Origin of the sequence: Mesorhizobium sp. B2-3-4, from assembly GCF_006442315.1 — a bacterium.
In the GTDB taxonomy this organism is placed as follows: Bacteria; Pseudomonadota; Alphaproteobacteria; order Rhizobiales; family Rhizobiaceae; genus Mesorhizobium.
In genome coordinates, this window is the sequence record NZ_VFVY01000036.1 from 1 (window position 1) to 13,569 (window position 13,569).

A 13,569-nucleotide genomic window follows, 5' to 3' on the forward strand; every position below is an offset into this window, starting at 1 on the left:
GCAAATGCAACTTGACACAACAGATAGTCGCTCATCGCCCTGCCGGGCATTTCTCCCCGTATAGTGACGGGGAGAAATGGTCGCTGCCCTTGATGTTTTCGCCAAAGTTCGGCGGTGCAAGTGGAGCGCCGGCGTTGCGGCCAGCTCCCTTCTCCCCGTAAACGGGGAGAAGATGCCGGCAGGCAGATGAGGGGCGGCGCCGGCCTCTGCAGAAAAGCCTCACATCGCGGTAAAGCCATTATCCACGAACAGATGCGCGCCGTTGACGAAGCTCGACTCGTCGCTGGCAAGGTACAGCGCCGCCTTCGCTACCTCCTCCGGCTCGCCGATGCGGCCCTGCTGCGCCGCCAATGCGGCGTCGGAAACATCGACGCCGAGCTTGCCGAGGTCGGCGACCTCGCGCAGGCCGTGCGGAGTCCTGATGAAACCGGGGCAGACGGCATTGCAGCGGATGTTGCGATCGCGGAATTCCACCGCGATGGCGCGCGCGAACATGTGGCAGGCGCCCTTGGTGGTGTCGTAGAGCACTTCGTTGGGCGTCGCGGCCACGGCCGAGATCGACGAGGTGCAGACGATCGAGCCGCCTCCGGCCGCGATCATGCCGGGAAGCACGGCGCGCGTCATCAGGAACATCGAGCGGACATTGACGGCATGCAGCCAGTCCCATTCCTGCAGGGTCGTCTCCAGGAACGGCTTGATCACGATGGTACCGGCATGATTGAACAGCACGGTGACCGGGCCGAGCTTTCCGGTCGCCGCTTTCACCGCCGCTTCGACCTGCGCCTCGTCGGAGACGTCAGCGACAAAATGCTCGGCGACATGGCCGCGCGCCCGGATCGCGGCGGCGGTAGCGGCGGCTGCTTCGCCATTGCGGTCGATGATCGCTACCTTGGCGCCCTCGGCGGCGAACAGCTCCGACGCCGCGCCGCCCATTCCCGTCGCGCCACCCGAGATGATGGCGACCTTGCCGGCCAGTCTTGATCCCATTGTTGTTCCCCTTGTTCGACGATTTCGCGCTTGTTTCCCCGCGATGCTATCGCGCCCGCACTCGCCGGCCAATGCATGAAGTGATGCAGCGGGAACAAGGCCATAGGGCCATTCGAACGGTCGAGGCGGTGCTGGCGGCCCCGCCAGTTGAACCCCTCGATGGGCAATCTCAGCAATAGGCGCCCAATTCTTCGCCATATCGAGAAAAATTTTTCTGCCAATGGCCGGAAAATAGCAATCGACAAAGTCTACAAGTTTTATAGATTAACCCGCGAGACGGAGGTCGATATGTCCTACATCCAGAACGCTCAGACTGACGGCAGCGGCCAGAGGGTGGCCAATGCCCAGAGCTTTCGTCCGGCCTATGCCGGCGCTTTCGCCTATATCGTCTTTGCCCTTGCGTTCGTGTTCACCGGGGCAGTCGTGCTGGGCCTAATTCCCTAAGGCATCGGCTCGACGGGGCCGTTGCCCCACCGCTTTCAGGCAATCGGAGTTGAATGAACCGGATCCCGGCGCGCTTGTGCGCGCGTGAGGATCCGATTTTCGCAGCATCAATGATTCCAGCGATGGAGGAGATGACAATGCCGATCGAATTCACGCATGTCCCGGGCAAGACCGCCGAAGCCGCTGCCCCGTTTTTCTACGACTTCGCAGAGACAGCGACAAAGCTCGGGCTGATCGAGGACAGCGGGTTCCAGAAGATCGTCGTCGACGATTCGGCCGGACTGCTGACCAACATGGATATTGCCGCCCAGGTGCTCAACCGGACCGGGTCGCTGGAAGTGGTGCTCACCCATTGGGCCGGCGTGATCGAGCCGACCGTGGCGGCCCGCCAACTGGCGTCCATCGACAGGGAGAGCGGCGGACGGCTGGCGCTGCGGATGATCAGCGAGCCGTTGAACGACGACGATGCCGAGACACGGCCGGTCGGACACGGCGTCGTCTGGCAGCGCATCGACGAATATCTGGTGCTGTTGAAGCGGCTGTGGTCGAACGAGCGCCCCTTCGACCATGAAGGCGCTTTCTACAGCATCAAGGGCGGTTATATCGAGCGCAAGGGACCGCACGGGGCCGACCTCGTGATCCGCATGGGCGGACAATCGGGGACGGCGCTGAAAGTGGCCGGCCGGCATGCCGATGTCTTCGAACTGGCGCCGGGCTCGATCGACGAGGTCCGGCATCTGATGGAGCGGGCGCGTGGCGCCGCCGCCGAACATGGCCGCGCCGGCAAACTGCGCTTCGCGCTTCCGGTCAGGATCCACAAAGGCGCTTCCGCCGCCAGCCACAGGGCGGTCGACCTTTCGGGACCGCCGGCTCAGGTCGCGCTATCGCTGCTTGCCTATGCGGCTCTTGGCATCGACGAGTTCATGATCGTCGGCGTCGACACGCCGCGCGAGATCGCGACAGCCGGCCGGGAGACATTGGCGCTGCTGCGCAATTCGCTGGCGCGCCGGGAGGCCGATGCACCCGAGCCCGGAGCCTATGCCTTGCGCGCCGTCGCCGGAATGCTTGCCGCCGGATAGGTGAGCGCTGGAACAGTCGGGTTCACGACCTCGGAGCGATGCCCGCAAGCAGCAAATCGAGGCCTTTCCTGAAGGTGCCGATCCAGTCGTCGTCGAGCAGCAGACGAGAGCGCTGGATCGTCGGATAGGCTCCGCCCGGATGCGCGGGGCGCTGCCGTGTGGCGGACCTGTCGTTGCCGGCGACGTCGAAACTCGTCCGGGTGATGGTGGCGCCCATCACATAGTTCCACAGCGACCAGATCGCGACGTTCAGGTCCGCATCCGCCACACCGGCCCTGGACAAGGTCGCGCCCAGCAATTCCAGGCGGCCGAGAATGTTGGGGCCGAGCGCCCGGCTCGACAGCAGCGCTGCCGACCAGGGATGGCGCAGCATGCCGGCTCGCCAGTCTTCGAGCATAAGCGCGACCTCCGGGCGCCAGTCCGGGGTTTCGGCAGTCCGCGGCGGTCCGCGATATTCGAGGGCCGAATCGAGCGCGAGATCAAACACCTCTTCCTTGTTGTCCACATGCCAATAGAGGCTCATCACGCCTGAACCGAGGCAATCGGCGAGCCGACGCATGGTCAATCCGTCGACCCCATGGGCGTCCAGCAAGTCAACCGCGGTCGCAACGATGCGCTCCAGGGAAAGAGACGGTTCACCGTGTTGCTCGGGGGCGGACGGTGAGGCCATCTTCCGCCGTCCGGATCGCTTGCCCAGGGCGCCGCTGCGTTTGGCTGCCATCACTTTTCCTCGCGGTTCAGACCGCCGATCTTGGCTGGCAATGTCAGGAATGTCGATTCGGCCGATTGACTCGTACATTGTACCATGAGAGTGGATCGTATGGCGTACGAGTGACCCAAAGGGAATGACGATGCCAGGTTCGATCAAGAGGCAGCGAAAGCCGGTCAAGGCTCGCAAGCTGAGGAGGGATCATGTCGCGCGCAATCAACCAACTGCTCACCGGAGGGCTAATCATCATGACCATTTCCATCGCGGCGCCGGCGAACGCCGGTGATTTCAAGCTCACGATCGTCAATCCGAAAACCCTCCACGATCCTTCGCCGAACGGCTACAGCACGGCCGTGATCACGCCTCCCGGAGCAAGGCTCGCTTACATTTCGGGACAGGGTGGCCAGGACGATACCGGAGGGCTGTCGCCGGACTTCGCCGTGCAGGTCAAGCAGGCCTACGCAAATCTGCGCCGCGCGCTGGACGGGCTCGGTGCCAGGCCGGATCAGGTCGCCAAGCTGACGGTCTTCGTGGTCGATCACGATATGGGCAAGCTTGGCGTGCTGACCGAAAGCGTGAAGGCCATGTTCGGCGAGGCACTGCCGGCGCAGACGCTTGTCCCCGTTCCCAAGCTCGCAATCGATCCGATGCTGTTCGAGGTCGAGGCCGTGGTCGTTCTGGAGTAGCGGCACCGGCGAAGCCAGTACGCTCAGCCGGCGTCGCCGGCGAGGCGGATCAGGCCATCGATGACGGCGTCCGAATCGGCCAGCACGCCGAAGACGCCGTCCTCGACCGTCACCATGTGCAGGGCCGCCTCATGCGCTTGTCTGTCGCCGCTGGCGCAGGCGTCCGGGATCGTCAGGCACTGAAAGTTGCGGTCGCAGGCCTCGCGCAGCGTGGTGTGGACGCAGACATCGGTGGTGCAGCCGGAAAACATCAGATGCGTGATGCCTTGCGCGCGCAGCACGAGCTCGAAATCCGTATGGGTGAAGGCGCTGTTGGCGGTCTTGTCGATGATGATGTCATCGGGCGCGACGTCGATCTCCGGAACGATCTGGAATCCCGCGCCCGAGCGCAGCAGAACGTCCGTCCCGTCGAGGCCCGAGCGCTTGCGGCGCCATTTCTCGTAAGGCGTCATGTCGGCCATGTCGGCGCGGTAGCCTTGCCTTGTGTGGATGACCGTGACGCCGGCTTTGCGCGCCGCCGAGATCAGCCGGTTGACGGCCGGCAGGATCGCCCGCAGCGGTGAGGGATCGTAGCCCTTCCTGGCGAAATAACCTGTCGTCGACAGGAAGTCCTGCTGCAGGTCGATGACGACCAGCGCGGTATTGGCGGCCACCAGCCGGCCGTCATAGGGGTAGTCGAAGGGTGTTGCCTTGATCATCGTAAGCTCCAGACTGCCGGCCTCAGCATAGCATCAATGCGCCGACACCAGGTGCTGGGCATCGTGCAGCCGCCGGTAGACGCCGTCGGCATGGATCAGCTCCTGGTGCGAGCCCTGTTCGACAATACCGGATTCGGAGACAACCACGATGCGGTCGGCGCCGCGGATCGTCGCCAGCCGGTGGGCAATGACCAGCGTGGTGCGGCCTTGCGCGAGTTCGGCCAACGCCTTCTGGATCTCGCGCTCGGTCTGCGTGTCGAGCGCCGACGTCGCCTCGTCGAGGATCAGGATCGGCGGATTCTTGAGGAACATGCGGGCGATCGCCAGCCGCTGCTTCTGGCCGCCCGAAAGTTTGACGCCGCGCTCGCCGATGATGGTGTCATAGCCGGCCGGCAGGCCCGCAATCATGCCATCGAGCTGAGCCCGTCTGGCGGCGTCGGCGATGGCTTCGTCGGAAGCGCCGAGCCGGCCATAGGCGATGTTTTCGCGCACCGAGCCGCCGAACAGGAAAACGTCCTGCTGGACGATGCCGATCTGGCCGCGCAGCGAGGCCAGCGTCATGTCCCTGATGTCAATGCCATCGATCGCAATGGAGCCAGCGCCGACCTCGTAGAAGCGCGGCAGCAGCGAGCAGATGGTGGTCTTGCCGGCGCCGGACGGGCCGACGAAGGCGACGGTCTCGCCGGCATGGATCGTCAGATCGACATCCCTGAGCACCGGCTTGCCGTCGCCATAGCCGAAGCTGACGCCCCGGTATTCGATATCGCCCTTGAGGCTGTTGACAGCCACAGCACCTGGCCGGTCGGCGATGTCGGGTTCGGTGTCGAGCAGTTCGGTATAGCGGCGGAAGCCGGCAATGCCTTTTGGATAGGTCTCGATCACCGAATTGATCTTCTCGATCGGCCGCACGAAGACGCCGACCAGAAGCAGGAAGCCGACGAAGCCGCCATTGCTCAATCCTCCAGTAATGACCAGGTAGCTGCCGGCGATCATCACCACGAGCTGGATCAGCCTTATGCCCATATAGTTCAGCGAGTTCGAGGCCGACATGATGCGGTAGGCGTCGAGCTTGGTCTGGCGGTAGCGCTGGTTGTCATGGGCGAACAGCGCGCGCTCGTGCTCCTCGTTGGCGAAGGCCTGGACGACGCGCATGCCGCCGACATTCTCCTCGATGCGGACGTTGAAATCGCCGACTCGGCCGTAGAGCGCCTGCCAGTTGCGCTCCATGCGGTCGCCATAGCGCATGGTCACCCAGGCGATCAAAGGCACGATCACCGCGGTCAGCAGCGCCAGATGCATGTTGACTGTGAACATCAGCACGAAGGCGCCGGCGAAGGTCATGACGGCGATGAACAGGTCCTCGGGGCCATGATGGGCGATTTCGCCGATCTCCTCGAGGTCCTTGGTGACGCGGCCGACGAGGTGGCCGGTCTTGTTGTTGTCGTAGAAGCGGAACGACAGTTTCTGCAGATGGTCGAAGCTCTTGCGCCGCATCTCGGTCTCGATGTTGATGCCCAGCATATGGCCCCAATAGGTGACGACTGCCATCAGCGCGGTGTTGAGAAGATAGATCAGCAGCAGGCCGGCGGAGGCGATGATGATCAGCGTCCAGTCCTGTTGCGGCAGAAGCTGGTCGACAAAGGCGCGTACCGCCATCGGAAAGCCGAGTTCGAGCAGGCCGGCGAGCACCGCGCATGAGAAATCGAGGACGAACAGCCCCTTCCAGGGCGCGTAATAGGCGAGGAAGCGTCTGATCATCGCAGTGAACCGCTGGCTATGCTGGTGGTCGGGTGTGGTGGCAGTCCACGACCCGTCGTTTGTTGGCGCTGCTTACAAGTGCCGGCGCATGCGGGGCAATATGCCAGCGCGGCCTTCATTGTCTGCCCTTCCACATCAGCATCATAAAATAGGGGCCGCCGACAAAGGCGGCGATGAGCCCGGCCGGCACCTGCCAAGGGAAGATCAGCGTGCGGCCGGCCCAGTCGGCGGCGACCAGGATCAGCCCGCCGGCTATCGCCGATCCCAGAAGCTGCGGCACGGCGCGGCGCAGGCCCAGCATGCGGGCGAGGTGCGGCGCCATCAGCCCGACGAAGCTCAGCGGGCCGATGACCAGGGTCGCGGTCGCGGTGGCGAGCGCGGTCAGCGCCAGCAGCACGGCCCGGACCTGCCCGAGCCGCAAGCCAAGGCCGCGCGCGGCGGTCTCGCCAAGCGGCAATATGTCGAGCCAGCGCGCTGTCAGTGGCGCCAGCGCCAGGACGATGGCGGCGACCGTCGCGGCGGTGACGGCGTCGGCCGATGTCGCGCGGTAGGTCGATCCCGACAGCCAGGCGAGCAGGAAGTCCATGCGCGGATCGCCACTGGCCAGAAGCAGCGCGGCAAGGGCCGACGCGACGGTCGCCACGGCGACGCCGGCCAGCAGCAGCCGCTGCGGCGACAGGGCATTGCGGCTGGCAACCACGACAACGATCGCCAGCGCCAGCAGGGCGCCGACGAGCGAGGCGCCAAGCATTGCCGTGCGATCGAAGCCGGCGCTGATGAACAGCAACGCCAGCACGCCGAAGGATGCGCCGCCGGAAATGCCGAGCACTTCGGGCGCCGCCATCGGATTGCCGGTCATGCGCTGCATCAGCGTGCCGGCAATGGCAAGCAGCACACCCGCCGATAGGGCAACGGTGACACGGGGGCCGCGCAGGGCAAGCAATTGCGTCAAGTCCGCCGACCAGATCCAGTGCCAGCCGGCGACGCCGCGGCCGAAGCCGATGGCGACGACACCGGCAAGAATCAGCAGGACAAGGCCGGCGATCAAGCGCCGTCCGGTTGCCGAGGGGCGCGCGGATGAGATGACATCCGCCTGCCCCTCGGGACCGACCCGCAACAGGGGCAGCAGGAACAAAAGCAGCGGTGCGCCGAGCATGGCGGTCGCGGTGCCTGCCGGTACTTCGGTGGCGAACGGCAGATGCTGCACCAGTCGGTCGGTCAGCCAGAGCAGAGCGGCGCCCACGAGCGGCGACCAGATCATGCGTCGCCCGAGCGTGCGGGCGCCGGCCAGGCTTGCGAGCGCCGGGGCGGCAAGCGCCACGAAGCCGATGACGCCGGTCTCGGCGACGACCATGGCGCTGAGCGCGACGGCGACGCCCATGCCGGCAAGGCGGATGAGGACCGGGCGGGCGCCAAGCGCGGTTGCACCGTCGTCGCTGAGATCGAGCAGGCGCAGCGGGCGCCACAGCAGGAAGGCGGCGCAGATGCCGGCAAGCAGCCACGGCGCCAGGCTGACGGCCGCGGCATCGCCATTCTGCACCAGCGAGCCGCTCTGCCAGATGAACAGCTCTTCCGTATATTCGCGGTTGAGCGCCATCAGCAACGCACTGGCCGAACCGAAAGTGAGGCTGACGATGAGGCCGGCAATGATGATCGACACCGGCGAGAAGCTGCGCCCGCGTGCCAGCGCGAAGACGGCTGCCGTGGCGAGCGCGCCGCCGGCAAGGGCGATGGCTTCGCGGCCGCTTTCCAGCAGCCAGGGTGCGTAGAGCGTGGCGGCCGCCAAAGCGAGGCTTGCCCCGGCATTGGTGCCGATGGTGGTCGGCTCGGCCAGCGGGTTGCGCAGCACATGCTGCATGATGACGCCGGCAAGGCCGAGTGCCGCGCCGGCCAACAGGCTGACGGCGACACGCGGCAGGAAAGCGTAGCGGTAGAGCAACTGTGCCGGATCGGACGTGTCGGGAGCCTTGATCGCCGGCCACCACAGGGCTCGCGGCAGCAGATGCATGAGGTCGATAGTTGTCAGAACAAGCGCCAGGCCGGCAGGTACGGCAACCAGCAGGACAAGCATCCAGAGGCCGCTTCCCGGCCTAGTCAGCGGCAAAGCGGAGGCGATCATGACATCCCGGCCACGAAGGTGGCGAAGCGGCCGGCGGCGGCGAGGCCGCCGAATGGCCAGACTGGCGGGATGCTCCGCACTTCGCCGTTGCGCACGCAAGGCAGGTTGGCCCAGAGCGAGCTGCGGGCGATGCGGATCCTGACGTGTTGCGGAATCGGATCGAGGGAGATCAATTGCGCGTCGCCGACGGCGACGAGTTCCTCGATGCCGACGGTCGAAAAGCCCCATCCGCTGGTGGCGCCGGTCCAGGCGTTGACGAGGCCGAGCCGGTCGAGAACGTCCTGCAGCAGACTGCCGGCGCCATAGACGCGGACATGGCGGTCGTCGAACATGCTGACGACGCAGAGCGGTTTCCGTGGCTTCTGCTCGATGGTTGCGCGTGCCTGGGCGATCGAGGCTTCGATGCGCTCGACGAGGTCATGGGCCTCTCCTCCTCGGCCGAGCAAATCACCGAGCTGCAGCGTCACCTCTTGCGCCTGGGCGTAGGGCGCGGCCTTGCCGCTGTAGAAGGGCACGTTGAAGGTCGGCGCCAGCCCGGTGAAGCTGCTCTCGTCGAGGCCGTAGCCATAGGCGCCGACAATCAGGTCGGGGCGCAATTCCCCGAGCAGTTCGAGATTGGGTTCGCCGCGCGATCCCAGGTCGATGGTGGTTTGCGGCAGCGCCGGTCCTTCCACCCAATCGTGATAGCCCCTGATGTCGCCGACGGCGATGGGCGTCGCGCCGAGCGAAACGACCATTTCGGCCGATGTCCATTCCAGGCAGACGATGCGGGCCGGCGCGGCCCGCGCCGTGCCTGCCCGTGCGGCAAGACCGGCCGCAGCCAGACCCGCCAGGCACTGGCGTCGTGTCAGCAGCGCCATCTTGGCCGGATCCGCGATGCCGTGGCTACCATGTGTATTTCACCGAGCCGTTGATCCTGCGGCCCTCGCCATAGAAACAGCCGAAGCCCGAGGAGAAGCATGAGGCGACATAACGCTTGTCGAACAGATTGCTGACGTTGAGGCTGAGCGTCGCGTTCTGCCAGCTGTAGTGTACAGCCGCGTCGGCAAGCACGACGGACGGAACCTTGAACGAATTGGCATCGTCGCCAAAGGTCGAACCGACATAGCGCACGCCGGCGCCCAGCCCGAGGCCTTCCAGTTTGCCGCTCATGAAAGTGTAGTTGCCCCAGAGAGATGCCGAGTGCGTCGGTACGCCGAACGGTGTGTTGCCTTCGTTGCTGGTGCCATCGTCGTTGATGCTGGTCGGGCTGGTGATTCTGGTGTCGAGATAGGTGTAGGCGGCCCTCAGGTCGACGCCGGCATCGAGGCTTGCAACGGCCTCGAGTTCGATGCCTCGCGACCGGATTTCGCCGGTCTGGAAAATATCCTCGGGCCTGCCGGTGCCGCCATAGCGCACGACATTGCGCCGAGTGAGGTCGAAGGCTGACGCGGTGACGAAAGAGTTCCAGCCGGCCGGCTGGTATTTCACGCCGATCTCATACTGCCTGCCGGTTTCCGGCACGAAGAGCTTGCCCTCGCTGTCGGCGCCGGCCACCGGCTGGAACGATTGGGAATAGCTGACGTAAGGGGCAAGACCGTTGTCGGCGAGATAGACGAGACCGGCGCGGCTTGTGAAGGCGTTGTCCTTCTGCGGCGCGAGGAACTCGCCGTTCAACTTGTCATAGACCTTCGCATCCGACCAGTCCTGGCGGCCACCCAGCGTCAGCCGCCAGTTGCCGAGCTTGAGCTGGTCCTGCGCATAGAGGCCGACCTGCTGCTGGGTGGTGTCGGTATCGGTGTAGGGCGTCATGTCGCCGATCTTGTAGCCATAGATCGGATCGAAGACGTTGAACCCGTCCTCGACCGTTCCTTCCGATGCGTAGTCGCGGTAGGTGTAGCGCTTGTAGTCCAGGCCGACGAGCAGCGTGTGGGCGAGGGGGCCGGTGTCGAAATCAGCCTGCGCCTGGTTGTCGATGGTGACGCCGCTCAGCCTGGTGCCGCCGGCATCGGCATAACGGGAATAGTCGCCGTCCGAGGGCTGCAGGCCGTCGGAGTCCGTCAGCCCGCCGCCGAAGACGCCTTCCTCGGTGTGGGTGAGGTAGACGTAACGGGCATGCTGGCGGACCTGCCAGATTTCGTTGAAGCGATGATCGAATTCGTAACCGATCGAGGCCTGGTCGTTGTTGTAGGAGTCGAAGCCTGGTTCGCCGACGAACATGCTGTTAGGCAGATATTTGCCGTCCTTGCCCGGTATGACCGTGCCATAGGCAGGCAGATACTGCATCGCCCAGCCCGAGCGGTCGCGCTGGTAGTTGGCAAGGATGGTCAGGCTGGTGTCGGCGTCCGGCTGCCAGGTGAGCGCGGGGGCGATGAAGATGCGGTCGTCCTTGACGAAATCGGTCTGCGTGTCGCCCATATGGGCAGCGCCCGTCAGACGAAATAGCAGCGATTTGTCGGCGTTGACGGCGCCGCTGAAATCGAACCTGGCCTCGTATTGGTTGAAGCTGCCGGCGCCGACTTCAACCTCGCTCAGCGTCTCTTCGGTCGGCCGCTTGCTGACATAGTTGATCAGGCCGCCGGGGCTTGCCTGGCCGTAGAGCACCGATGCCGGCCCGCGCAGCACCTCGTAGCGTTCGGCGCCATAGGAATCGAGCGCGGTGAACAGCGTGAAATTGCTCTCCTTGAGCTGCAGCCCGTCCTTGTAGAAGACGCCGTTGGCGTTCGAAATTCCGCGCAACTGCAGACCAAGACCGCGATTGTCGGTGCCGTAGAGATTGCCGTTGGCGCCGGGCGTGTAGCGCAGCGCGCTGTTCAGGCTGTCGACGGCCTGCGCATCCATCTGGTCCCTGGTGATCACCGATATGGACTGCGGGGTCTCGACCAGCGGCGTGTCGGTCTTGGTGCCGGTCGAGCCCTTGGTGGCGACATAGCCCTTGACCGGGCCGAAGGCGCTCTCGACGCGTTCCTGAACGTTGATCGGATCGAGGGTGGTGGCATCCTGCGCCAGGGCATGACCACCGCCAACGATGGCGGGCATAGACCCGGCCGCGATCAGCAGCGCACGGGTCGTCCCGGCCAAAACGAACTTCCGGCCACCGCCAACTGCCATCTCGACATCCCCTATCGCTCGAAAATCCGACGCGGCGAAGCGCCTTGAACATTTGTTGAGCCAAAAAATCATCTTCAATGTTGACTAGTAAGGTCATGTTTCATAGTCAACCGGGCATCGGCTCGCTGGCGCCAGAAAGACTCTGGATTGCTGGAGCTGCCTTGGAGAGAAGCCATGACCGTGGCTGCAACGGATACCCAGACCGCCTTCCAGATCGACGCGGTGCGTTTTGCCGTCGGCGATCGGACATTGCTCGGCCCGGTGTCGCTGGAATTGCAACGCGCCCGCGTCTACGGGCTGATCGGCCACAACGGCTCGGGCAAGTCGACGCTGATCAAGCTGCTGGCGCGCCAGCAGCCGGCAAGCTCCGGCGCCATCACCTTCGCCACGCGGCCGCTGCCGCAATGGGGCGCCCGTGAGCTCGCCCGTGCGCTCGCCTATCTGCCGCAGACGACGCCGGCGGCAACGGGCCTCACCGTGCGCGAACTGGCGACGCTCGGACGCTACCCCTGGCACGGCGCGCTCGGCCGCTTCGGCGCCGAGGACAGGCGCCATGTAGAGGAGGCGCTTGTGCTGACCGACATGGAGGGTTTCGCGGACCGGCTGGTCGATGAATTGTCGGGCGGCGAGCGCCAGCGCGCCTGGCTCGCCATGCTGGTGGCGCAGAATGCCGGCGTCATGCTGCTCGACGAACCGATCTCGGCGCTCGACATCGCCCATCAGGTCGAGGTGCTGGGCCTGGTCAAGGAGCTCAGCCGCAAGCGCGACCTCTGCGTCGTCGTGGTGCTGCACGATCCCAACATGGCGGCGCGCTACTGCGATGAGCTGATCGCGCTCAAGGACGGCAAGCTGCTGACGCGCGGCACACCGGGCGAGATCATGCAGAGCGATGTGCTCAAGGGCATTTTCGGCGTGGAGATGGGTGTGTTCGCGCATCCCGTCACCGGCCAGCCGGTCGGCTACGTGCAGTGAAGACTTCGTACGCGGCCGGAACCGGAAGCGGCCGGCCGCTGTGAGAACAAGGAAGAAGCTCGTGTCGAGACATGGTGTGTTGGCGGCGTTGGTCGCATCGGTGATCCTGGCGACGACCGGCGCGATGGCGCAGCAGCAACCCGCTGCGGCTCCGGCGATCGAGGCTCCCGCCGCGCCGGCCGAAGCCGCACAAGCCGCTCCACAGGCACCCGCCGCGCCGGCGGCTGCCGCGCCGGCGTCACCGTCGCCCGCGCAGCCGGCCGCCGAGCCGGGCGCGATGGCGCCTGCCGGGGCGGCACCTTCCGGGGCGATGGAGCTCAACCTGCCGCACGATTTGTCGCCATGGGGCATGTTCATGGCCGCCGACATCATCGTGAAGGCCGTGATGGTTGGGCTCGCCTTCGCCTCCCTCGTCACCTGGACGATATGGCTGGCCAAATCGCTGGAGATTTTCGGCGGCAAGCTGCGCATCGGGCGCGCCGTCCGCGCGATCGGCGACGCCGCGACGCTGAAGCAGGCGAGCCTGGCGCTCGACCGTAGCGGCGGCCCCGGCGCGCTTCTGGTGCGGGCAGCCGAGGAGGAGACCGCGCTTTCGGCCGGTGCGCTCGACCATGCTGGCGGCGACGGGCTGAAGGAACGGGTGACCTCGCGCCTGTCGCGCATCGAGGCCGCCGCGTCGCGGCGCATGTCGCGCGGCACCGGCCTGCTGGCGACGATCGGTTCCACCGCGCCCTTCGTCGGCCTGTTCGGCACCGTCTGGGGCATCATGAACGCCTTCATCGGCATTTCGCAGGCGCAGACCACCAATCTGGCGGTGGTGGCGCCGGGCATCGCCGAGGCCCTGCTTGCCACCGCCATGGGCCTGGTGGCGGCGATCCCCGCCGTCGTCATCTACAACGTCTTTGCACGCTCGATAGCCGGCTACCGGCAAATCCTGGCCGACGCTTCGGCGGGCGTCGAACGGCTGGTCAGCCGCGACCTCGATTTCCGCACTGTCGCGCCGGCGACAGGGCTGGCGGCGCGATAG

Annotated in this window: 12 protein-coding genes; 5 read left to right on the plus strand and 7 right to left on the minus strand. The window is 65.5% G+C overall.

Features of this window, described 5'->3' with window-relative positions; all coding sequences use genetic code 11:
* Nucleotides 1-219: 219 nt before the first annotated feature.
* Nucleotides 220-987: an SDR family oxidoreductase gene (locus tag FJ967_RS32590; RefSeq protein ID WP_140736420.1), complete on the minus strand. Its 768-nt coding sequence runs from the start codon at nt 985-987 to the stop codon at nt 220-222.
* Between the two features lie 288 nt (nt 988-1,275).
* Here FJ967_RS32590 and FJ967_RS32595 point away from each other — a divergent pair, with 288 nt between their 5' ends.
* Nucleotides 1,276-1,431, plus strand: a complete 156-nt coding sequence (locus tag FJ967_RS32595) for a hypothetical protein (protein ID WP_140736421.1) — start codon at nt 1,276-1,278, stop codon at nt 1,429-1,431.
* A gap of 137 nt (nt 1,432-1,568) precedes the next feature.
* Nucleotides 1,569-2,510: an LLM class flavin-dependent oxidoreductase gene (locus FJ967_RS32600; protein ID WP_140736422.1), complete on the plus strand. Its 942-nt coding sequence runs from the start codon at nt 1,569-1,571 to the stop codon at nt 2,508-2,510.
* Nucleotides 2,511-2,532: 22 nt separating this feature from the next.
* Here FJ967_RS32600 and FJ967_RS32605 read toward each other — a convergent pair whose 3' ends face one another.
* Entirely contained in the window at nt 2,533-3,231 is a 699-nt protein-coding gene (locus tag FJ967_RS32605; RefSeq protein WP_140736423.1) for a TetR/AcrR family transcriptional regulator C-terminal domain-containing protein, read from the minus strand.
* Between the two features lie 191 nt (nt 3,232-3,422).
* On the opposite strand from FJ967_RS32605, the gene FJ967_RS32610 reads away from it, so the two are divergent.
* Nucleotides 3,423-3,905: a RidA family protein gene (locus tag FJ967_RS32610; RefSeq protein ID WP_181176224.1), complete on the plus strand. Its 483-nt coding sequence runs from the start codon at nt 3,423-3,425 to the stop codon at nt 3,903-3,905.
* A gap of 23 nt (nt 3,906-3,928) precedes the next feature.
* Here the strand turns inward: FJ967_RS32610 and FJ967_RS32615 are convergent, their stop codons facing one another.
* From FJ967_RS32615 to FJ967_RS32635, 5 genes are all read right to left on the minus strand, one after another.
* On the minus strand, nt 3,929-4,603 hold the full coding sequence (locus FJ967_RS32615; RefSeq protein WP_140736424.1) for an isochorismatase family cysteine hydrolase: 675 nt from the start codon (nt 4,601-4,603) through the stop codon (nt 3,929-3,931).
* 33 nt (nt 4,604-4,636) lie between these two features.
* Nucleotides 4,637-6,361: an ABC transporter ATP-binding protein gene (locus FJ967_RS32620; protein WP_140736425.1), complete on the minus strand. Its 1,725-nt coding sequence runs from the start codon at nt 6,359-6,361 to the stop codon at nt 4,637-4,639.
* A 115-nt stretch (nt 6,362-6,476) separates the two neighbouring features.
* Nucleotides 6,477-8,432 carry a Fe(3+)-hydroxamate ABC transporter permease FhuB gene (fhuB, locus tag FJ967_RS32625; protein ID WP_246675482.1) on the minus strand — a complete coding sequence of 652 codons (1,956 nt, stop codon included), beginning with the start codon at nt 8,430-8,432 and terminating at the stop codon, nt 6,477-6,479.
* A gap of 44 nt (nt 8,433-8,476) precedes the next feature.
* The gene (locus FJ967_RS32630; protein WP_140736427.1) at nt 8,477-9,340 is read right to left on the minus strand and encodes an ABC transporter substrate-binding protein; all 864 of its coding nucleotides are present in this window, start codon (nt 9,338-9,340) and stop codon (nt 8,477-8,479) included.
* A 25-nt stretch (nt 9,341-9,365) separates the two neighbouring features.
* Entirely contained in the window at nt 9,366-11,570 is a 2,205-nt protein-coding gene (locus FJ967_RS32635) for a TonB-dependent siderophore receptor (RefSeq protein ID WP_140736428.1), read from the minus strand.
* A gap of 174 nt (nt 11,571-11,744) precedes the next feature.
* Between FJ967_RS32635 and FJ967_RS32640 the strand changes: the two genes are divergently transcribed.
* The gene (locus FJ967_RS32640; protein WP_140736429.1) at nt 11,745-12,542 is read left to right on the plus strand and encodes an ATP-binding cassette domain-containing protein; all 798 of its coding nucleotides are present in this window, start codon (nt 11,745-11,747) and stop codon (nt 12,540-12,542) included.
* Between the two features lie 61 nt (nt 12,543-12,603).
* The gene (gene exbB / locus FJ967_RS32645; protein WP_140736430.1) at nt 12,604-13,569 is read left to right on the plus strand and encodes a tonB-system energizer ExbB; all 966 of its coding nucleotides are present in this window, start codon (nt 12,604-12,606) and stop codon (nt 13,567-13,569) included.

What these genes read in the sequence shown, in the direction of transcription:
- FJ967_RS32610 (WP_181176224.1), top strand. Translation starts at nt 3,423, where the DNA reads ATGTCGCGCGCAATCAACCAACTGCTCACCGGAGGGCTAATCATCATG.
- FJ967_RS32590 (WP_140736420.1), bottom strand. Translation starts at nt 987, where the DNA reads ATGGGATCAAGACTGGCCGGCAAGGTCGCCATCATCTCGGGTGGCGCG.
- FJ967_RS32640 (WP_140736429.1), top strand. Translation starts at nt 11,745, where the DNA reads ATGACCGTGGCTGCAACGGATACCCAGACCGCCTTCCAGATCGACGCG.
- fhuB (WP_246675482.1), bottom strand. Translation starts at nt 8,432, where the DNA reads ATGCTTGTCCTGCTGGTTGCCGTACCTGCCGGCCTGGCGCTTGTTCTG.
- FJ967_RS32595 (WP_140736421.1), top strand. Translation starts at nt 1,276, where the DNA reads ATGTCCTACATCCAGAACGCTCAGACTGACGGCAGCGGCCAGAGGGTG.
- FJ967_RS32635 (WP_140736428.1), bottom strand. Translation starts at nt 11,570, where the DNA reads ATGGCAGTTGGCGGTGGCCGGAAGTTCGTTTTGGCCGGGACGACCCGT.
- FJ967_RS32605 (WP_140736423.1), bottom strand. Translation starts at nt 3,231, where the DNA reads ATGGCAGCCAAACGCAGCGGCGCCCTGGGCAAGCGATCCGGACGGCGG.
- FJ967_RS32620 (WP_140736425.1), bottom strand. Translation starts at nt 6,361, where the DNA reads ATGATCAGACGCTTCCTCGCCTATTACGCGCCCTGGAAGGGGCTGTTC.
- FJ967_RS32600 (WP_140736422.1), top strand. Translation starts at nt 1,569, where the DNA reads ATGCCGATCGAATTCACGCATGTCCCGGGCAAGACCGCCGAAGCCGCT.
- FJ967_RS32615 (WP_140736424.1), bottom strand. Translation starts at nt 4,603, where the DNA reads ATGATCAAGGCAACACCCTTCGACTACCCCTATGACGGCCGGCTGGTG.
- FJ967_RS32630 (WP_140736427.1), bottom strand. Translation starts at nt 9,340, where the DNA reads ATGGCGCTGCTGACACGACGCCAGTGCCTGGCGGGTCTGGCTGCGGCC.